The sequence below is a fragment of the Pseudomonas sp. 43(2021) genome (assembly GCF_017490805.1).
In the GTDB taxonomy this organism is placed as follows: domain Bacteria; phylum Pseudomonadota; class Gammaproteobacteria; order Pseudomonadales; family Pseudomonadaceae; genus Aquipseudomonas.
Window position 1 is genome coordinate 36,135 of the sequence record NZ_JAFGYJ010000033.1, and the last position, 17,870, is coordinate 54,004.

Sequence of the window (17,870 nt, forward strand, 5' to 3'; positions counted from 1 at the left end):
ATGTCCAGTACATCCCTGAATGCAACCGCCGCCGCCAATGCCGCCCGCCGGGGCAGCGCCACCTCGCGGCGCATCCTGATCGGCCTTGGCTGGCTGGTGTTCGCGCTGTTCCTGCTGCTGCCGCTGGTAATCGTGGTGTCGCAGGCGCTGAAGAACGGCTTTGGCACCTTCTTCGAGGCGATCTTCGAGCCTGACGCGTTGTCGGCGCTGAAGCTGACCCTGCTGGCCGTGGTCATTTCGGTGCCGCTGAACCTGGTGTTCGGCGTCAGCGCCGCCTGGTGCGTGAGCAAGTACACCTTCCGGGGCAAGAGCATCCTGGTCACCCTGATCGACCTGCCGTTCTCGGTATCGCCGGTGATCGCCGGCCTGGTCTACGTGCTGATGTTCGGCGCGCAAGGCCTGTTCGGGCCGTGGTTGCAGGACCACGATATCCAGATCGTGTTCGCCCTGCCGGGCATCGTCCTGGCCACCATCTTCGTCACCGTGCCGTTCGTGGCCCGTGAGCTGATCCCGCTGATGCAGGAGCAGGGCACGCAGGAAGAGGAGGCCGCGCGCCTGCTCGGCGCCAATGGCTGGCAGATGTTCTGGCACGTGACCCTGCCGAACATCAAATGGGGCCTGATCTACGGCGTGGTGCTGTGCACCGCGCGGGCCATGGGCGAGTTTGGCGCGGTGTCGGTGGTGTCGGGCCACATCCGCGGCGTGACCAACACTTTGCCGCTGCACGTGGAGATCCTCTACAACGAGTACAACCACGTCGCGGCCTTCAGCGTGGCCAGCCTGTTGCTGATCCTGGCGCTCTTCATCCTGCTGCTCAAGCAGTGGAGCGAGAACCGTATTAACCGCCTGCGCCACAGCGCCGCGGAGGAATGATTCATGTCGATCGAAGTTCGTAACGTCAGCAAGCGCTTCAACAGCTTCCAGGCCCTGGACAACATCAACCTGGACATCAACAGCGGCGAGCTGGTGGCCCTGCTTGGCCCGTCCGGCTGCGGCAAGACTACCCTGCTGCGCATCATCGCCGGCCTGGAAACCCCGGACCAGGGCAATATCGTGTTCCATGGCGAGGACGTGTCCGGCCATGACGTGCGCGACCGCAACGTCGGTTTCGTGTTCCAGCACTACGCGTTGTTCCGCCACATGAGTGTGTTCGACAACGTTGCCTTCGGCCTGCGCATGAAGCCCAAGGGCGAGCGCCCGAGCGAGAGCAAGATTGCCGAGAAGGTGCATGAACTGCTGAACATGGTGCAACTGGACTGGCTGTCCGACCGCTACCCCGAGCAGTTGTCCGGTGGCCAGCGCCAGCGTATCGCCCTGGCCCGCGCCCTGGCGGTGGAACCCAAGGTGCTGCTGCTGGACGAGCCGTTCGGTGCGCTGGATGCCAAGGTGCGCAAGGAGCTGCGCCGCTGGCTGGCGCGCCTGCACGAGGACATCAACCTGACGTCGGTGTTCGTCACCCACGACCAGGAAGAGGCCATGGAGGTGGCTGACCGCATCGTGGTGATGAACAAGGGCGTGATCGAGCAGATCGGCTCGCCGGGCGAGGTGTACGAGCACCCGGCCAACGATTTCGTCTACCACTTCCTCGGTGACTCCAATCGCCTGGCCCTGAGCGAAGGGCATCATGTGCTGTTCCGCCCGCACGAAGTGTCGCTGTCGCGGCACGAGACCGAAGGGCACCATGCGGCCGAGGTGCGCGATATCCGCCCGTTGGGCGCGACCACGCGGGTAACCTTGAAGGTGGAAGGGCAGAGCGAGCTGATCGAGGCCGAGGTGGTCAAGGACCATGACAGCCTGACCGGGTTGGCGCGAGGGGAGACGTTGTTCTTCCGGCCGAAGGTTTGGCAGAAGGTGGCGGATATCTGAGCCGCCTTTGATGATGAAAAGCCCGGGGTTGGTCCCGGGTTTTTTATTGCCTGGGAGATTGTCGGGGCTGCTTTGCAGCCCATCGCCGGCGCAGCCCTCGCGGCAATCTCATGCCTTGCGCGAATATTTTGAATGCGTGCAAAGCATGATTCATGGCTCGCTCTGCTACATCCCGCGAAACTCGCGGCGTTGAGAAAACTCGCCAAAGTGTATATTCGGTATAGTTCTAACTATAATTTTAAACATTACTTTAAGAGATAAGCCCCTGACCGCGATGATTCAGCCACACACCTGAATCGAGACCCCAGGAGTTTGATCAATGGGTAATGTCCAGTCGGCCGTCAGGGCCTACGACCAGCCATGGCGCCCGGCCCCGGGCGACCTGGTCGACCTTGGACGCACGCTTCGCCTTCCGCTTGGCCAGCTGCGCCTGCAACGCACGCCCGTCAGTGGGCTCAAGCGCCGCGACAAGCTGGTGTTGAGCCTGCTGGTGCTGGCCCTGCATGGCGCTGCAGCGTACTGGGTCAGCCAGGCACCAACGCCCGAGCTGCCGGTGGTGCCACCGCAAGTACCGCCCATGACCATCGAGTTCGCCGCGCCGGCGCCGCCTGTAGTCGAGCCACCGCCACCAGCCCCGGCACCGCCGGTGGTCCAGCCGCCACCGCCGCCTGTGGTCGACGAACTGGCCGCCAAGCCCAAACCCAAGCCAAAACCCGCACCCAAGCCGGTGGTCAAGCAACAGCCCAAGCCACAGCCCAAGCCGGTCGAGGCACCGCCGCCAGCCCCTGTGGCCGCCCCGGCACCGCCAGCGCCACCCGCGCCGGCCCCGGTCACCCCGGCCTCGGCCAACGCGGCGTACCTGAAGAACCCGGCGCCGGAGTACCCGCAGATGGCTCAGCGCCGCGGTTGGGAAGGCACCGTACTGCTGCGCGTCGAGGTGCTGCCCAGCGGCAAGCCCGGGCAGATCCAGATCCAGAAGAGCAGCGGCCGCGATGCCCTCGACGCTGCCGCACTGGCCGCCGTCAAGCGCTGGAGCTTCGTGCCTGCCAAGCAGGGCGACGTGGCCCAGACCGGCTGGGTCAGCGTACCGATCGATTTCAAGCTTCGCTAACTTTCTCGCAGAACACAGGAAGACATCATCATGAGCCTGCTGGCATCCCCCCTCGAATCCGTTGAAAGCGCAGTCATCTGGCTGCTGGTCGGTTTTTCTGTCGTCACCTGGGGCCTGGCCCTGGTCAAGGTCGTGCAGTTCGTGCGGCTGAAGCATCAGGACAAGCGCTTCCACCAGCAATTCTGGGCCGCCTCGAGCCTGGACTCGGCTGCCGAGCCCAGCCACGAACTGCCTGGCCCGGCCGCACGCGTTGCCCAGGCCGGTTACGCTGCCATCGCCGTCGGTGACAGCCAGGCCAACGACCTGAGCCACGCCATCAACCACCAGGACCGCCTGGAGCGTGCCCTGCGCCAGCAGATCGTGCGTGAGCGCCGCTCGCTGGAAACCGGCCTGGCGGTGGTCGCCAGTATCGGCAGCACCTCGCCCTTCATCGGCCTGTTCGGCACCGTGTGGGGCATCATGGAAGCGCTCAAGGGCATCAGCGCGGCCGGCTCCGCCAGCCTGGAAACCGTGGCCGGGCCGATTGGCGCGGCACTGGTGGCCACCGGCGTGGGTATCGCCGTCGCGGTGCCGGCGGTGCTGGTCTACAACTACTTCCTGCGCCGCCTCAAGCTCACCGCCGCCGACCTCGATGACTTCGCCCACGACTTCTACAGCCTGGCGCAGAAGAGTGCCTTCCGCGTGCTGGTGCACCCGGCGGTGCACAGGCCCCAGGCCGGCTTCACCCAGCCGGTGAAGGAGGCGTCCTGACATGGCCTTTTCGACCCAGGATAGCGACGAAGTCCTCAGTGAAATCAACGTCACGCCGTTGGTGGACGTCATGCTGGTGCTGCTGGTGGTATTCATCGTCACTGCGCCGCTGCTGACCAATGCCATCCCCATCAACTTGCCCAAGACCGAGGCCGTGGCCCCGGTGGAGCAGAAGGACCCGCTGGTGGTCAGCATCGATGGTGACGGCAAGTTGTTCATCAACAAGGACGAGATCCAGCCCGACCTGCTGGAAACCAGCCTCAAGTCTGCCAAGGACAAGGACGCGGACGTGCGTGTACAGCTGCAGGCTGATGACGGCGTGAACTACGGCGAGGTGGCGCGGGCCATGGCGGCTATCGAACGTGCCGGGATCAGCAAGCTGGCGGTGATTACCGCGCGCTAAACCTGCCACTTCTCTTCAGGCAAGTGCTTAGGGGCCATATCTCTTGGCAGGGGATGGCCCCTTTTTTTGTCTGGATTTCATTGATATCGATGCCCCCTGTGGGAGCGGGTTTACCCGCGAATGCGATGTAGGCGTCACCGACGCATTCGCGGGTAAACCCGCTCCCACAGGGATTGCATTTTAGTTATTAACAAATAGCTTCTTATTCCTTTACTGATATAACTCCCTCTCTATACTTGTCTCCAAGCACGCAAACTCACTGGAGGCGTCCCCATGCGCAATGAGTCGATTCGCTACCTGATTGTGCCGGGCTGGCAAGGATCGCCAGACAACCATTGGCAGAGTCACTGGCAGCGCACCCTGCCCAACAGTGCCCGGGTCGAGCAGCACGACTGGCTGACCCCGCAACGCCGGGACTGGGTGCAAGCGCTGGAGCAGGCGATTGCCGCCGAGCGCTCGCCGGTGATTCTGATCGCCCACAGCCTGGGTTGCATCACCGTCGCTCATTGGGCCGCGCAAGCCAGCCCGGCCCTGCTGCGGCGTGTACGCGGCGCGCTACTGGTGGCACCCGCTGATGTAGAGCGGCCGACCTGCGCGCCAGCCCTGCGCAACTTCGCGCCGATCCCGACCGAGGCACTGCCGTTCCCAAGCCAGGTGGTCAGCTCCGACAACGACCCGGCCGTGAGCGTGCCAAGGGCGCTGTACCTGGCCCAGGTATGGGGCGCCGAAGCAGGGCTGCTGACCAACGCCGGGCATATCAACGTCAAGTCCGGCCATGAGCGCTGGGAACAAGGCTTCGCCTACCTGTATCGCTTGCAAAGCCGGGTCGAGCAGCGCGCACTGCGCCGCGCCTGATCGCCCTTACTGTTTACCGTTTGCCTGACGCCCGGCCACTGCAGGCCTGGGGCGGGAGTTCGTCATGACTTTTCAAAACCCCTTTGGCCAGCCCTTGCTGACCTTCCCCGAGCTGGACAAGAGCCCGTTGAGCATCCGCGCCAAGGCGCTGGTGTTCATCGACCCGCGTTCGCAGCAGTTGCGCGCAGAGCTGGAGCAGCTGGCGCCGCAACCCCTGCCGGTGCTGATCCGTGGCGAAACCGGCACCGGCAAGGAACTGCTGGCCCGGCAGATCCACCGGGCCAGCGACCGCAGCGGGCTGTTCGTGTCGGTCAACTGCGCAGGCATCAGCCCTACCTATGCCGATGCCGAGCTGTTCGGCTACAGCGCCGGCAGCCAGGGCGGTACAGCCAGCAGCCGTGCCGGCTGGTTCGGCTCGGCAAACGGCGGCACGTTGTACCTGGACGAAATCGCCGACTTGCCGCTGGCCATCCAGGGCAAGCTGCTGGCCGCCCTGGAAAACCGCGAGGTAACCCGGGTGGGCGCGCAACAGCCGCAACCAGTGGACGTGCGCCTGGTGGCCGCCACCAGTATCGACCTGGCGCGGGTGGTGCGTGCGGGGCGTTTCAACGAGCGCCTGTACCAGTACCTGCGCGAGGGGGCGCTGGAACTGCCGCCGCTGCGCGAGCGGCCGGGCGATATCCTGCCGTTGGCCGAGTACTTCGTGGGCATCTACAGCGTGCGCCTGCAGCGGCCTGTGCCGCTGGTGAGCGAGGCGGCGCAGCAGGTTCTGGAGGCGCACCCCTGGCCCGGCAACACCCGTGAACTGGAGAACGTCATCCACTTCGCCTTGCTGGTGAATGACGGCGAAGAGATCCTGGCCGAGGACCTCGACCTGCCCGACCCCGCGCGCTAGACACGGCTCATAAGCAAAGTGGCTGATGGCAGTCTGTTTTTGGAATAAGCAGCTAAATAAAAGATATTGTTACGGAATAAAAAATCTAGGTATTGTCCGCCTCACGCCCGCTGGTGAACCGGTTGGGCACCCGATTCGCCATCGTCGATGGCCCAGAACCAGAACAAGGACCACCATGAAGAAGACCCTGCTGACCACTGCCCTGGCCGCTGCCCTGTCGTTCGCCGGCCTGGCTGCCGCCGCCGAGAAACTGGTAGTTGCCGCCACCCCGGTACCGCACGCCGAAATCCTCGAGCTGATCAAGCCGACCCTGGCCAAGGAAGGTGTGGACCTGCAGATCAAGGTCTTCACCGACTACGTGCAGCCGAACGTGCAGGTTGACCAGAAGCGCCTGGACGCCAACTACTTCCAGACCCTGCCGTACCTGCAGAACTTCAACGAAGGCAAGGGCACCCACCTGGATACCGTGATCGGCGTGCACGTCGAACCCTTCGGTGGTTACTCGAAGAAGGTCAAGAGCCTGAGCGAACTGAAGGAAGGCGCCACCGTTGCCATCCCTAACGAGGGCAGCAACAGCGGCCGCGCCCTGCTGTTGTTGCAGAAGGCTGGCCTGATCACCCTGAAGGATCCGAAGAACGCCCTGGCCACCCCCAAGGACATCGCCGAGAACCCGAAGAAGCTGAAGTTCCGCGAGCTTGAGTCGGCCATGCTGCCGCGTGTGCTGGACCAGGTCGACCTGGACATGATCAACACCAACTACGCTCTGGAAGCCGGCCTGAACCCGGCCAAGGACGCGCTGGTGATCGAAGGCAGCGACTCGCCATACGTGAACTTCCTGGTCGCCCGCCCGGACAACAAGGACAGCGAAGCCATCCAGAAACTGGCCAAGGCCCTGACCAGCCCGCAAGTGAAGGAATTCATCGCCAAGAAGTACCAGGGTGCGGTGCTGCCGGCGTTCTGATGCGCTTGCATTACCTTGCATGACCCAACGCCGACACCATGTGTCGGCGTTTTTGCTTGTGGGCGCAGGACCCTGTGGGAGCGGGCGCGCCCGCGAAGCAGGCGACGCGGTGGATGGCACCGGCTACGCCGGTGTTCGCGGGCGCGCCCGCTCCCACAGGGTACTGCGTGACGTCTCGGTGATATGAATATTCTATAAAGGTATTTACTAAAAAGTTTTTAGATCATTAGAGTCTATCTATCGTGCCCACGCGCACCCTGCAGACCTGCTTTACCCATGACCCTCGACACCGCATTCATCCTCAGCACGCTGCCCGCCTTCCTCAAGGCAGTGGGCGTGACCCTGCAGGTCGGCCTGATCGCCATCGCCACCTCGCTGCTGGTCGCCCTGGTCAACGCCACACTGCTGGTATTGCGCACCCCGTACCTGTGGCGCCTGGTAAAAGCCTACGTGGAGCTGGCGCGCAACACGCCGCTGCTGATCCAGCTGTTCTTCGTCTACTTCGCCTTGCCCAGCCTGGGCCTGAAGATTTCCGGCTTTGCCGCGGCAATCATCACCATGACTTTCATGGGCGGTGCCTACCTGACCGAAGTGCTGCGTGCCGGCGTCGAGGCCGTGCCCCGTGCCCAGCTGGAGTCCGGGCGCTCCATCGGCCTGTCCGAAGGCCAGCTGTTGCGCCACGTGGTGCTGCCGCAGGCTGGCATCCTCAGCCTGCCGGCGCTGTTCGCCAACTTTATCTTCCTGCTCAAGGAAACCACCGTGGTGTCGGCGGTGGCCGTGCCGGAAATCCTCTACACCACCAAGAACTACATCGCGCTGTACTACAAGACCTATGAAATGCTCACCGTGCTGACCCTGCTCTGCGTGCTGCTGTTCCTGCCGCTGTCGTTGCTGCTGCGCCATGTCGAAAGGAGGCTGCAACATGCCCAGTTCGGCGTCTGAACTGCTGTTGCAGGCGTTGCCGCAGCTGGCAGGCGGTGCGGCGCAGACCCTGGCCATCTCCGCGCTGGGCATCCTCTTCGCGACGCTGGGCGGTGTGCTTTATGGTGTGTTGGCAACCTTGGGCAACCGGGCCCTGAATATCGCCTTGCAGGTGTACCTGGAACTGTTCCGTGCCATCCCGGTGCTGGTCTGGCTGTACCTGGTGTTCTTCGGCCTGCCGATCTTCTTTGCCCTGAGCATCCCCAGCTTCTGGTGCGCGGTGCTGGTGCTGGGCCTGTGGGGCGCCAGCGAGGTGGGTGAGGTGGTGCGAGGCGCACTGCGTTCGCTGCCGCGCGGCCAGCGCGAGGCGGGGCTGTCGATCGGCCTGGCCGGCTGGCAGCTGTTTGGCTACGTGCTGTTGCCACAGGCGCTCAAGCGCATGACCCCGCCGACCATCAACATCTACACGCGAATCATCAAGACCAGCTCGCTGGCGGTGCTGATCGGCGTGGTCGAGGTGATCAAGGCCGGCCAGCAGATCATCGAACGCACCTACGAGTCGGTGCTGATCTACGGTGCCTTGTTCCTGTTCTTCTTCATCGTCTGTTATCCGCTGTCCGCCGCTTCACGCGTGCTGGAACGCCGCTGGGCCCACTCATGAGCGCATTGATCGAATTCCAGGGTTTCAACAAGTTCTTTGGCGAGCACCAGGTGCTCAAGGACGTCGACCTCCAGGTGGCGGCCGGCGAGGTGGTAGTCATTCTCGGCCCCAGCGGCTGTGGCAAAAGCACGCTGCTGCGCTGCCTCAACGGCCTGGAGCAGGCCCACGGCGGCCACTTGCGCCTGGCCGGGCAGGAGCTGCTCGACCCGCGCACCGATTGGCGCGAAATCCGTCAGCGGGTCGGCATGGTGTTCCAGAGCTATCACCTGTTCGGCCACATGAGCGTGATCGACAACCTGCTGCTTGGCCCGCTCAAGGTGCAAAAGCGCGAGCGCGCCGAAGCGCAGGCCCAGGCCGAGGCGCTGTTGGCGCGGGTCGGCCTGCTGGACAAGCGCGACGCCTTTCCCCGGCAGTTGTCCGGGGGCCAGCAACAGCGCATCGCCATCGTGCGCTCGCTGTGCATGAACCCCGAGGTGATGCTGTTCGACGAGGTTACCGCGGCCCTCGACCCGGAAATGGTCAAGGAGGTGCTGCAGGTGATCCAGGGCCTGGCCCGCGACGGTATGACCTTGCTCATCGTTACCCACGAAATGGCCTTCGCTCGCGCGGTGGCCGACCGCATCGTGTTCATGGAGGCCGGCAGGGTCCTTGAACAGGGTGACCCCGAGAGCTTCTTCACCCGACCGCGGACCGCACGCGCGCAGCAGTTCCTGGAGAAATTCTCCTTCGTAGAAAGCCTGCCGAAGACACTGCACAAGGAACTGTCATGAAAACTGCCAACCTCACCAAACTGCTGGTGCCGCTGTTCGGCCTGGCCCTGCTGGCCGGCTGCAACAAGGCTGAAGAACCACCCAAGCCCGCGGCGGCCTCGCCGTCCACCAGCTACCTGGAAACCATCAAGGCCCGTGACAAGCTGATCGTCGGGGTGTTCACCGACAAGCCACCGTTCGGTTTCGTCGATGAAAAGGGCCGCTACGTGGGCTTTGATACCGACATCGGCCGGCGCCTGGCCAAGGACCTGCTGGGCGATGAAAACAAGGTCGAGTTCGTTGCCGTGGAGCCGGCCAGCCGTATCCCGTTCCTGCAGAGCGACAAGGTCGACCTGATCCTCGCCAACATGACCGTGACCCCGGAGCGCAAGGAAGCGGTGGACTTCACCAACCCCAACCTGCGCGTTGCCGTGCAGGCCATCGTCGCGGATGGCAGCCCGGTGCAGAAGCTCGACGACCTGGCCGACAAGACCATCATCGTCACCACCGGCACTACCGCTGATATCTGGCTGACCAAGAACCATCCGGACTGGAAACTGCTCAAGTTCGAGAAGAACAGCGAGTCGCTGCAAGCGCTGGCCACCGGCCGTGGCGATGCCTATGCACAGGACAACCTGATTCTGTTCAGCTGGGCCAAGCAGAACCCGGGCTACCGCGTGCTGCCTGAGCTGCTGGGTGAAGAAGCCCCGATTGCACCGGCGGTGAAGAAGGGCAACACCGAGCTGCGTGACTGGGTGAATGCCGAGCTGGCCAAGCTGGGGGAGGAGAAGTTTCTGCTGAAGCTGTATGACCAGTATGTACGCAAGGAACTGAGCGATGACACCAAGCCGGAAAGCGTGATTGTGGAAGGGGGCAAGTGGCAGGGTTAGTCGGGTAAATGGGGCCGTTGTGGGAGCGGGTTCACCCGCGAACACCGGCAAAGCCGGTGTCATACACCGAGTTGCCTGCTTCGCGGGTGAACCCGCTCCCACAAGGGCTGCAAGGCAGCCCCGGCAATATCACTGGTTGCGCGGCAGCCAGTTCAACAGGAATTCATTCACCACCCGCGGGTTCTCCAGGCTGGAGATATGCCCCGCAAACGGAATCTGCGCCGCCAGGCAGCCAATGATCCGTGCCATTTCATTGGACTCTTCCGGCGGCCGTGGGATGTCCTGGTCGCCACAGACAACGATGGTCCGCTCACTGGCCAGTTCTCCCAGCCGTGACAACAGGTCTGGCCGGCCAAAGATCACCCGCCCCATCGGATCGAGACTGTGCCGAATCACCTCGGCGCTGTTCGCCTTCAATGCTGCGCGGAAGCCTTCGCGCACTTCCGGCACAGTCTGCCCGCCTGCATGGAAGAAGATCGGCACGACGATATCCAACAATGGCTCCGGGAACAGCCCCGCAGCACTGGCGGCGTCGAGCAGGCCGAAGTACTTGAGCCGGGTCGCCTCCGGCTCGGCGCCGAGGTAAGTGTCCATCAGCACCAGGCGGTCTACCCGCTCGGGGTGTTCCAGGGCCAGTTGCGCGCCCCACATGCCGCCGACCGACAGGCCGACCAAATGGCATTTGCCAATGTCCAGGGCGTCCAGCAGTGCCAGATGCTGGCGGGCCAGGGCGCTCATGTCGATGGTCGTGGCAGGCGGAGCATCGGAGCCGCCGTGGCCCCACAGTTCGGGGACGATGACGCGGAAGTGTGCTGACAAGGCCTCGATTTGTGGCTGCCACATCTCGGCGGACCACAGGTAGCTGTGGCCGAGCAGGACCGGGAAACCCTGGCCCTGGTCGATGTAGCTCATGCGGGCGCCGTCGATTTCGATGAAGTGTCTTTGCATGGAATGGGTCTCGGCCGGGAGTGCTGTAGGGTATTCGAAATTGTCGAGGGCCGCTTTGCAGCCCTACGGTACTGGCACCAGACGCAAGGTACTCTGCGCCGGAATCACCCCCATCTGCGCCTTCTGGTACTGCCCCTGCACATACCCTTCGGCCTGATCCGCAAAATGCCTGTCGAACGGCACACCACTCTGGCCGACCGGGTTGCTGGTCAGCGCCTGCCCGGCATCGGCAAAGTCGACCAGCCGCCGAGTCGACGGCCCATAGGTCACCGGCCATGGCGCCGGGCCGATTTTCGCCGAGAGGTTGTTCGGCACTTCATGGGTGCCCGGTGCAGCGAACGGGCCGACGTTGAACAGCAGGTTCAGCGGCTTTTTGACCCCCAGCGGGTGGTTGTGGGTCAGGGTATGCGCTTTGCCCCACTGCCAGCTGGCCGGGTCACTGCCCACAGTCTCCCGCAGGTGCTTCAAGCTGTTCTGCCACGCCGTGCGTACCACGGCGGTACGGTCGGTGCGCTGGTTGCCTCCGCGAGTGCTCCACCAGGGCGAATCGGCATCCGCCGCCAGGCGCGGCAGGGCGGCGTCGATGGCGCGGGTGCTGATCAGCACCGGGAACCAGGTGTCGCCCAGTTCGTCATGCAGGGCCGCGAATGCCAGTTCGTAGAGGAACTGGTTGAACAGTGTGGCGCTGGTAGAGTCGAGCGGGTAGTCGCCGCCCCAGGCTGCCAGTTGCTCGACCAGCTCTTTCTCTTCGTCACCTTCGGCCACTGCACGTAGCGTTGCCAGCAGTGGTGCAAGGGTGCGCGGGCCATGGTCGCTGGCAGTGTCCAGTTGCAGCGCCTGGCTGTTTTGGGTGTCCCACTTCACCTCGGGGTCGGCCAGGTGGCGGTCGAGCTGGCGGCCACGGTCCGGCAGGTTGTAATAGCCCGGTACCGGCACCACCGCCGGCGGCTGGTAGTTGGCCGAGACAATGTAGCCGCGCGCCGGGTTCTCCTGTTGCGGGTTGACGCTGAATGGATAGAAGCCGAGCTTGTCGGCCTGCGCACTGCCACCGTCGAGGATGAACGCGGGATCGACGCCGTCGGGGCGGATCGGCAACTGCGCCGCCGCCCACCAGCCGATATCGCCACGGGCATTGGCCCAGACCAGGTTCAGCCCCGGCGCATGCACCTTGGCCGCGGCCTCGCGCATCTTGCCCAGGGTATTGGCGCGGTTGAGCTGGTAGAAACCGTCGAGAATCGGGTTTTCGGTTTCCAGGAACGCCCACCACATGGCGATAGGCGTGGGCCCGGCGGTGGCGCCCAGCACGTCGTTGACGATCGGGCCGTGGGGCGAGCGGCGCAGGCTGAGGGTGACCGGTGCTTCGCCTTTGACGGCGATCTGCTGCTCGGTCTTCTCCAACGCCTGCCATTTGCCATCGACCATCACCTGGTTGGCGTCGGCCGGGTTGGTGCGTTCGGCGATCAGGTCGACGTCGTCGTTCTGGAACATGGTCAGGCTCCAGCCAAAGTCGCGGTTGTGGCCGAGCAGGGCGAACGGGTTGAGCGCCTGGAAGTAGCCATACAGGTTGAAACCGGGCGCCGACAGCTCGGCCTCGTACCACACCGCCGGCACCGCGAAACCGATGTGCGGGTCGCCGGCCAGCAGTGGCTTGCCACTGCGGGTACGGCTACCGGCCACGGCCCAGGCGTTGCTGCCCTCGAATTGCGGGATGCCCGCGTCACCCAGTGCTTCATGGCTGAGGCGGGCGAGGGCTTCCAGGCTTTGCCAGTCGGCAGCGGCCAGCGGTGTACCCAAGGCGCCCTCGGGCTGCCAGGCGAGATCGAAGATGTTCAGGTACTCGGGGCCCAACTGGTCGCGAATGTAGGTCAGCGCGGGCTCGGTGCGAAACGCGGCGGCAAAGCTGTAGGCAAGGTAGCCGGCGATGCTCAGGGTGTCTTCGGCGCTGAACGGGCGCGCAGTGATGCCCAGCAGGTCGAACTCCATGGGCTTGGGGTGGCTGGCCTGCCAGCTGTTCACCCCCTCAAGGTAGGCCTGCAGGGCTTGCCAGGCGGGCGCTTGCCGGTCCTGACGCTTGGCCATCAGTGCTGCCTGCTCGCGAATGCGCAAGCTGCGGAACAGGGTGTCGGTGGGCAGCAGCTTGTCACCCAGCACCTCGGCCAGCTCGCCCCGGGCCAGGCGGCGCAGGATCTCCATCTGGAACAGCCGGTCCTGGGCATGCACGTAACCGAGGGCACGGTACAGGTCCGGTTCGCTCTGCGCCTGCAGGTGCGGTACGCCGCGGGCGTCGTAGCGCACGCTGACCGGGGCCTGCAGGCCGGCGATGGCCACCTCGCCCTCGCGTTGTGGCAGCTTGCCCTGCACATACCAGTATCCGGCGCCGGCGGCCACGGCAACTACCACGGCCAACAGGGTCAGGCTGCGCTTCATGCAGGCTCCTTGTGCGTTCAAGCGAAAAATGTGGTCCGATGATCGGCGGATTCGCGAACAGAGCATAGCCCCAGGAAGGAGTTTCCATGTCCCTTAGCGAAAAACAGAAAATGCTTACAGGCCAGCTCTATCACGCTGGCTGCCCCGAGCTGCAGGCCGAGCAGATCGCCAACAAGCACTGGATGCACCGCTACAACAGCAGTGTCGAGTTGCTCAACGACGCACGTCACGGGCTGCTGCTAGAGCACTTTGGCCAGGTCGGTGAAGGCGCGGTGATCCGCCCGCCGTTCTATTGCGACTATGGCTACAACATCAGCGTCGGCCGCAATACCTTCATGAATTTCAGCTGCGTGATCCTCGACGTGCTGCCGGTGCGTATCGGTGACGACTGCCAGATCGGCCCCAACGTGCAGATCTATACCGCCGACCACCCGCTCGACCCCGAGGTGCGCCGCACCGGGCTGGAGAGCGGTCGGCCGGTGACCATCGGCAACAACGTGTGGATCGGCGGCGCGGCGATCATCCTGCCGGGGGTGACCATCGGTGACAACGCCGTGGTGGGTGCCGGTAGCGTGGTCACCCGTGACGTGCCGGCGGGCGCGGTAGTCGTGGGCAACCCGGCTCGGGTGCGTCAGCCGGCCCAAGAGCAGTAGCAGCCCACCGCCAGGGTATTGGAGGCGCTCACCTGGCGGCCGTCGAGCAGCGCCTTGAGGATCGGTTCGACGAAGCTGTTGCTGGCGTTGCACACCGCGCCTTCACTGTAGGGGCCGAAGTAGGCGAGGTGGCCTTGCCGGTCCCAGATAGCCACCGCCGGGGAGGCGGGCAGGTGTTCGCTGCCGGGCAGGCCGGCGAGTGGCTTGAGGGCGGTGAGGTTGGCGGGCAGTTGGCCGTGGCTGCCGGGCTTTTGCAGCACGTGGAAGATCACGCCCTGGCTGGCGAACTGGCTGACCAGGTCGCCCAGGTGCTGCTGGTTGCCGACGTTGCACGGGCAGGCCGGGTCCCAGAAATGCACTACCCGGATCGGGCCGGGGCCAGCCAGTTCGGTGGGCAGTCGCAGCTGGCTACCATCGAACAGCGTCGCCTGGTTGTCGAACGGTCGCAGGTAGCGGGCCTGGAAGGTGGTGTAGGCCTGCCAGAGGATGGTCACGCCGACCAGAAGGGTGATTGCCGTGCACAGCGGTTTGATGAGCCGAGTCTTCATGAAGTTTCCGCGGTCCCTGTAGGAGCGGTGCTGGTGGTTCGAAGGTGAGCAAGCTTGCCACGACGCCAGCCAGAGCTGAATATCCCAGATCAATACTTGCTTCACTGTGGATGTACCCGATGCCCGCTGCCTTTCACCCTGACCTCCTGCGCACCAGCCTGGCGCCGCTGACCGCTCGCCAGCCGTTGTCGGCGCAGGCGCAGGACTATCAGCGCTTCTATGGCCTGAACCTGCCGGCACATAGCTGGCTGGGTGGCTTTCAGGCTGCCGGGTTCGACCTGGTCGGGCAGGTCTGGCTACCCGAACAGCCGACCGCGACGCTGTTCCTGCTGCACGGCTATTACGACCATATGGGCCTCTACCGGCATGTGATCGATTGGGCGCTCAAACAGGGTTTCGCCGTGATCAGCTGCGACCTGCCCGGCCACGGTCTGTCCAGCGGCGAGCGGGCCAGCATCAGTGATTTCGCGGTGTACCAGCAGGTGCTGGAGGCATTGTTCGAACAGGCGCGCACGCTGCAACTGCCGCGCCCCTGGCACTTGTGCGGGCAAAGCACCGGTGGCGCCATCGCCGTGGACCACCTGTTGAACCAGGGCGCGCGCAGCCCCATCGATGGCCAGGTCATCCTGTTGGCACCGCTGGTGCGGCCCTGTGCCTGGCGCTGGTCGAAGCTGAGCTATCGCGTGCTGCGTCACTTCGTGAACGGCATCGAACGGCGTTTCAGTGAGAACACCAATGACCCGGCCTTTCTGCCGTTTCTGGAAGCCGACCCGCTGCAACCGCGCCGCCTGCCAACGGCCTGGGTGGGCGCCTTGATTGCCTGGGTCAAGCGCATCGAGGCCGCGCCGCGCAGTACGCGGCGGCCGTTGATCGTGCAAGGAGAGGCGGATGGCACAGTGGACTGGCCGTACAACCTTGAAGTACTCAAGGCCAAGTTTGCCGAGCCACAGATATTGATGCTGCCTGAGGCCCGTCACCACCTGGCCAACGAGCTACCGGGCATTCGCCAGCGCTACTTCGACTTCATCGACCAGCGCCTGGGCTGATCACTTCAGGTCGTTGGTGCTCTGGCCAACCGCCAGGCCTGCGCGCACTGCGGCCAGGGCGGCCTGGTAGTAAGCCTTGCCATCTGGCGACTCGGCAAAGGTGGCGAACTCTTCCAGCTCGGCATCGGACAGGTCACGGTAGACATACAGCAAGGTGTTGTTGAGGTCTTCGCCGATCTGGTTCATCAGGCGTTGGCGCTGGCCGTCGAGCAGGCCCTGGGCCTGGCCGCTGCCGAACAGGCCGGGGATCATCGAGCTGAGGCTATCGGCCGCCACTCCAGCGATGGCCAGGCTCACTTCGGCGCCGGCTTCGCGCGCCGGCAGAGCCTGGGCCAGGTGGCCGATGATCAGCAGGCGGTCGTCGCTGGCCTGGATTTTCGGCAGGCCCTTGGCATTCCTGGCCAGTTCATCCTTGCGTGTGGCCTTGAGCTCGGCGGCTACCACCTTGCGGCCCAGCGGCGAGCGGAAAAAGGCCAGCGCCGGTGCCGGGTTGGCCAAGGTTGCGCGCAGCTGCGCCTGGGCGCGCCGGTCCACCGCCTGGGCCTGGAAACGCTGGTTGCTGTTGTTGACCAGCGCCTGGTACACGGCGGGTGGCAAACTGTTGCGGTAGCGTTCCTGGGCGGCGGTCAGGGCATCGTTGAAATGGGCGCGCTGGTCGGGCCAGCCGGCGGCCTTGTACAGTTGATCCAGGTTGTCTGCCCAGACAGGCACGGTGCAGATCATCAGCAGAATCAGGGAAAACAGACGGCGCATTCAGGACTCCTGTCGGCAGGTGGCTATTGTCCTTGGCCGGGCGCCGGTTTGTCGAGATATCCGCGAGCTTCTCGGCCAAGTGGCGCTGTGCGCCGGCATGGCTAATGGATATGATGCGCGCCATGCACATCTCCCCTGAACACCCGATGCTTGCGGCCGTCGTCGACGATCTGGCCACCCATGGCTGGTCCCAGCAGGCGCTGTTTCTGCCTGCCGACCTGGTGCGCGCGCTGGCGGCCGAGTGCCGGCGCCGTGATGCCGAAGGCGAACTCAACCCCGCGGGGGTTGGGCGCGGTGCTGCCCAGGAGGTACGCGAGGCCATCCGCGGCGACCAGATCCAGTGGATCGACCCCGGCCAGGCCGAGGCCTGCGACCAGTACCTGGCCGCCATGGACCAACTGCGCCAGGCCATCAACCGGGGCCTGTTCCTCGGCCTGGAGGATTTCGAGTGCCATTTTGCCCTGTACCCACCGGGGGCATTCTATCGCCGGCATCTGGACCGCTTCCGTGACGATGACCGGCGCATGGTGTCGGCGGTGCTGTACCTGAATGAAGACTGGCAGCCGCAGGACGGTGGCCAGTTGCGCATGTTCCTGGCGGACGGTGTCGAGCATGATGTCGAGCCGGTGGCTGGCTGCCTGGTAGTGTTCCTGTCGGGCGAGGTGCCCCATGAGGTGCTGCCGGCCGGGCGTGAGCGGCTTTCGTTGACCGGGTGGTTCCGGCGCCGTGGCAATGACCTGTTCTGACCTGCCCAAGGTGCTGGTCAGCGCCTGCCTGCTGGGGCAGCCAGTGCGCTATGACGGCCGCGCCAGTGGCCACCCCGACCTTTTGCAGCATTGGCAGGCCGAAGGGCGCGTGGTGCCGTTGTGCCCGGAAGTGGCCGGTGGCTTGCCGACACCACGGCCGCCGGCAGAGATACCGGGCGGGCAGGGTGGTGAGGTGCTCGACGGTGGCGCGCAGGTGCTGACGGTGACGGGCGAGGATGTCAGCGCCGAGTTCCTGGCCGGGGCGCAACGGGCGCTGGAGCTGGTGCGCCGGCACGGCATTCGCGTGGCGGTGCTGAAGGCGGGTAGCCCTTCGTGTGGCAACCGGTTGACCTATGACGGCACGTTCACTGGTGTGAAGGTGGCGGGGGAAGGGGTGACCACGGCATTGCTGCGGCGGGCGGGGGTGCTGGTGTTCAGCGAGCTGGAGCTGGACGAGGCACAGCAGGCGCTGGCTGGGCTTTCAGCTTAAGCCTGTACCGGCCTCTTCGCGGGTGAACCCGCTCCCACAGGTTCTCCACAGCCCTCAAGGCTTGTGATGTCCCTGAGGTGCGCCCCATTTGTTGGACAATCTTTGATTAGGCTGCTGCGGCCTGATTCCTGTATGCCACGGGACTCAGGCCGGCCAGCCCCATCTTGATTCGATCATGGTTGTAGTAATCGATGTAT

21 protein-coding genes are annotated in these 17,870 nt (G+C 64.6%); 16 read left to right on the forward strand and 5 right to left on the reverse strand.

Features of this window, described 5'->3' with window-relative positions:
- The 12 genes from cysW to J5M71_RS23215 all read left to right on the forward strand — a co-directional run bounded on the left by cysW (position 1) and on the right by J5M71_RS23215 (position 10,062).
- Complete coding sequence (gene cysW / locus J5M71_RS23160; RefSeq protein ID WP_063912139.1) at positions 1-873, forward strand: sulfate ABC transporter permease subunit CysW; 873 nt, start codon at positions 1-3, stop codon at positions 871-873.
- Positions 874-876: 3 nt separating this feature from the next.
- Positions 877-1,866: a sulfate ABC transporter ATP-binding protein gene (locus J5M71_RS23165; RefSeq protein WP_013974693.1), complete on the forward strand. Its 990-nt coding sequence runs from the start codon at positions 877-879 to the stop codon at positions 1,864-1,866.
- 319 nt (positions 1,867-2,185) lie between these two features.
- Complete coding sequence (locus tag J5M71_RS23170; RefSeq protein WP_207837486.1) at positions 2,186-2,977, forward strand: energy transducer TonB; 792 nt, start codon at positions 2,186-2,188, stop codon at positions 2,975-2,977.
- Between the two features lie 30 nt (positions 2,978-3,007).
- Positions 3,008-3,727: a MotA/TolQ/ExbB proton channel family protein gene (locus J5M71_RS23175; RefSeq protein ID WP_063912137.1), complete on the forward strand. Its 720-nt coding sequence runs from the start codon at positions 3,008-3,010 to the stop codon at positions 3,725-3,727.
- Between the two features lies 1 nt (position 3,728).
- Entirely contained in the window at positions 3,729-4,130 is a 402-nt protein-coding gene (locus J5M71_RS23180) for a biopolymer transporter ExbD (RefSeq protein ID WP_207837488.1), read from the forward strand.
- Positions 4,131-4,403: 273 nt separating this feature from the next.
- Positions 4,404-4,985: an alpha/beta hydrolase gene (locus J5M71_RS23185; protein ID WP_207837490.1), complete on the forward strand. Its 582-nt coding sequence runs from the start codon at positions 4,404-4,406 to the stop codon at positions 4,983-4,985.
- A gap of 64 nt (positions 4,986-5,049) precedes the next feature.
- Positions 5,050-5,880 carry a sigma 54-interacting transcriptional regulator gene (locus J5M71_RS23190; RefSeq protein ID WP_207837492.1) on the forward strand — a complete coding sequence of 277 codons (831 nt, stop codon included), beginning with the start codon at positions 5,050-5,052 and terminating at the stop codon, positions 5,878-5,880.
- A gap of 175 nt (positions 5,881-6,055) precedes the next feature.
- Entirely contained in the window at positions 6,056-6,841 is a 786-nt protein-coding gene (locus J5M71_RS23195; protein ID WP_063912133.1) for a MetQ/NlpA family ABC transporter substrate-binding protein, read from the forward strand.
- Positions 6,842-7,117: 276 nt separating this feature from the next.
- Positions 7,118-7,783, forward strand: coding sequence for an amino acid ABC transporter permease (locus tag J5M71_RS23200; RefSeq protein ID WP_207837495.1), 666 nt, complete (start codon positions 7,118-7,120; stop codon positions 7,781-7,783).
- Positions 7,764-8,423, forward strand: coding sequence for an amino acid ABC transporter permease (locus tag J5M71_RS23205; RefSeq protein WP_207837497.1), 660 nt, complete (start codon positions 7,764-7,766; stop codon positions 8,421-8,423). The genes J5M71_RS23200 and J5M71_RS23205 overlap by 20 nt, the downstream gene beginning before the upstream one ends.
- Positions 8,420-9,193, forward strand: a complete 774-nt coding sequence (locus J5M71_RS23210; protein WP_207837498.1) for an amino acid ABC transporter ATP-binding protein — start codon at positions 8,420-8,422, stop codon at positions 9,191-9,193. The genes J5M71_RS23205 and J5M71_RS23210 overlap by 4 nt, the downstream gene beginning before the upstream one ends.
- Positions 9,190-10,062 (forward strand): transporter substrate-binding domain-containing protein, encoded by an 873-nt coding sequence (locus tag J5M71_RS23215; protein WP_207837500.1) that lies wholly within the window; start codon positions 9,190-9,192, stop codon positions 10,060-10,062. The genes J5M71_RS23210 and J5M71_RS23215 overlap by 4 nt, the downstream gene beginning before the upstream one ends.
- Before the next feature lie 129 nt (positions 10,063-10,191).
- On the opposite strand, the gene J5M71_RS23220 is transcribed toward J5M71_RS23215, so the two are convergent.
- Together J5M71_RS23220 and J5M71_RS23225 are read right to left on the reverse strand one after the other, a co-directional pair.
- Complete coding sequence (locus J5M71_RS23220; RefSeq protein ID WP_207837502.1) at positions 10,192-11,010, reverse strand: alpha/beta hydrolase; 819 nt, start codon at positions 11,008-11,010, stop codon at positions 10,192-10,194.
- Between the two features lie 63 nt (positions 11,011-11,073).
- A complete protein-coding gene (locus J5M71_RS23225; RefSeq protein ID WP_207837504.1) occupies positions 11,074-13,437 on the reverse strand; it encodes a penicillin acylase family protein in 2,364 nt (787 codons plus the stop codon).
- An 86-nt stretch (positions 13,438-13,523) separates the two neighbouring features.
- On the opposite strand from J5M71_RS23225, the gene J5M71_RS23230 reads away from it, so the two are divergent.
- Positions 13,524-14,090: a sugar O-acetyltransferase gene (locus J5M71_RS23230; RefSeq protein ID WP_087499796.1), complete on the forward strand. Its 567-nt coding sequence runs from the start codon at positions 13,524-13,526 to the stop codon at positions 14,088-14,090.
- Here the strand turns inward: J5M71_RS23230 and J5M71_RS23235 are convergent.
- The gene (locus J5M71_RS23235) at positions 14,069-14,638 is read right to left on the reverse strand and encodes a DUF6436 domain-containing protein (protein WP_207837506.1); all 570 of its coding nucleotides are present in this window, start codon (positions 14,636-14,638) and stop codon (positions 14,069-14,071) included. The genes J5M71_RS23230 and J5M71_RS23235 overlap by 22 nt on opposite strands.
- A 119-nt stretch (positions 14,639-14,757) precedes the next feature.
- Between J5M71_RS23235 and J5M71_RS23240 the strand changes: the two genes are divergently transcribed.
- A complete protein-coding gene (locus tag J5M71_RS23240) occupies positions 14,758-15,684 on the forward strand; it encodes an alpha/beta hydrolase (RefSeq protein ID WP_207837508.1) in 927 nt (308 codons plus the stop codon).
- Here J5M71_RS23240 and J5M71_RS23245 read toward each other — a convergent pair whose 3' ends face one another.
- Positions 15,685-16,437 carry a DUF2059 domain-containing protein gene (locus tag J5M71_RS23245; protein ID WP_063912124.1) on the reverse strand — a complete coding sequence of 251 codons (753 nt, stop codon included), beginning with the start codon at positions 16,435-16,437 and terminating at the stop codon, positions 15,685-15,687.
- 113 nt (positions 16,438-16,550) lie between these two features.
- On the opposite strand from J5M71_RS23245, the gene J5M71_RS23250 reads away from it, so the two are divergent.
- Both J5M71_RS23250 and J5M71_RS23255 read left to right on the forward strand, forming a co-directional pair.
- On the forward strand, positions 16,551-17,183 hold the full coding sequence (locus J5M71_RS23250; protein WP_207837517.1) for a 2OG-Fe(II) oxygenase: 633 nt from the start codon (positions 16,551-16,553) through the stop codon (positions 17,181-17,183).
- Positions 17,170-17,673 carry a DUF523 domain-containing protein gene (locus tag J5M71_RS23255; protein ID WP_207837511.1) on the forward strand — a complete coding sequence of 168 codons (504 nt, stop codon included), beginning with the start codon at positions 17,170-17,172 and terminating at the stop codon, positions 17,671-17,673. Before J5M71_RS23250 ends, J5M71_RS23255 begins: the two co-directional genes overlap by 14 nt.
- A gap of 106 nt (positions 17,674-17,779) precedes the next feature.
- Here J5M71_RS23255 and J5M71_RS23260 read toward each other — a convergent pair.
- The coding region (locus tag J5M71_RS23260; RefSeq protein WP_156327459.1) for an IS3 family transposase at positions 17,780-17,870 on the reverse strand (91 nt) is incomplete at its 5' end.

Coding starts and splice junctions, on each gene's coding strand:
- cysW (WP_063912139.1), top strand. CDS start 1: ATGTCCAGTACATCCCTGAATGCAACCGCCGCCGCCAATGCCGCCCGC.
- J5M71_RS23165 (WP_013974693.1), top strand. CDS start 877: ATGTCGATCGAAGTTCGTAACGTCAGCAAGCGCTTCAACAGCTTCCAG.
- J5M71_RS23170 (WP_207837486.1), top strand. CDS start 2,186: ATGGGTAATGTCCAGTCGGCCGTCAGGGCCTACGACCAGCCATGGCGC.
- J5M71_RS23175 (WP_063912137.1), top strand. CDS start 3,008: ATGAGCCTGCTGGCATCCCCCCTCGAATCCGTTGAAAGCGCAGTCATC.
- J5M71_RS23180 (WP_207837488.1), top strand. CDS start 3,729: ATGGCCTTTTCGACCCAGGATAGCGACGAAGTCCTCAGTGAAATCAAC.
- J5M71_RS23185 (WP_207837490.1), top strand. CDS start 4,404: ATGCGCAATGAGTCGATTCGCTACCTGATTGTGCCGGGCTGGCAAGGA.
- J5M71_RS23190 (WP_207837492.1), top strand. CDS start 5,050: ATGACTTTTCAAAACCCCTTTGGCCAGCCCTTGCTGACCTTCCCCGAG.
- J5M71_RS23195 (WP_063912133.1), top strand. CDS start 6,056: ATGAAGAAGACCCTGCTGACCACTGCCCTGGCCGCTGCCCTGTCGTTC.
- J5M71_RS23200 (WP_207837495.1), top strand. CDS start 7,118: ATGACCCTCGACACCGCATTCATCCTCAGCACGCTGCCCGCCTTCCTC.
- J5M71_RS23205 (WP_207837497.1), top strand. CDS start 7,764: ATGCCCAGTTCGGCGTCTGAACTGCTGTTGCAGGCGTTGCCGCAGCTG.
- J5M71_RS23210 (WP_207837498.1), top strand. CDS start 8,420: ATGAGCGCATTGATCGAATTCCAGGGTTTCAACAAGTTCTTTGGCGAG.
- J5M71_RS23215 (WP_207837500.1), top strand. CDS start 9,190: ATGAAAACTGCCAACCTCACCAAACTGCTGGTGCCGCTGTTCGGCCTG.
- J5M71_RS23220 (WP_207837502.1), bottom strand. CDS start 11,010: ATGCAAAGACACTTCATCGAAATCGACGGCGCCCGCATGAGCTACATC.
- J5M71_RS23225 (WP_207837504.1), bottom strand. CDS start 13,437: ATGAAGCGCAGCCTGACCCTGTTGGCCGTGGTAGTTGCCGTGGCCGCC.
- J5M71_RS23230 (WP_087499796.1), top strand. CDS start 13,524: ATGTCCCTTAGCGAAAAACAGAAAATGCTTACAGGCCAGCTCTATCAC.
- J5M71_RS23235 (WP_207837506.1), bottom strand. CDS start 14,638: ATGAAGACTCGGCTCATCAAACCGCTGTGCACGGCAATCACCCTTCTG.
- J5M71_RS23240 (WP_207837508.1), top strand. CDS start 14,758: ATGCCCGCTGCCTTTCACCCTGACCTCCTGCGCACCAGCCTGGCGCCG.
- J5M71_RS23245 (WP_063912124.1), bottom strand. CDS start 16,437: ATGCGCCGTCTGTTTTCCCTGATTCTGCTGATGATCTGCACCGTGCCT.
- J5M71_RS23250 (WP_207837517.1), top strand. CDS start 16,551: ATGCGCGCCATGCACATCTCCCCTGAACACCCGATGCTTGCGGCCGTC.
- J5M71_RS23255 (WP_207837511.1), top strand. CDS start 17,170: ATGACCTGTTCTGACCTGCCCAAGGTGCTGGTCAGCGCCTGCCTGCTG.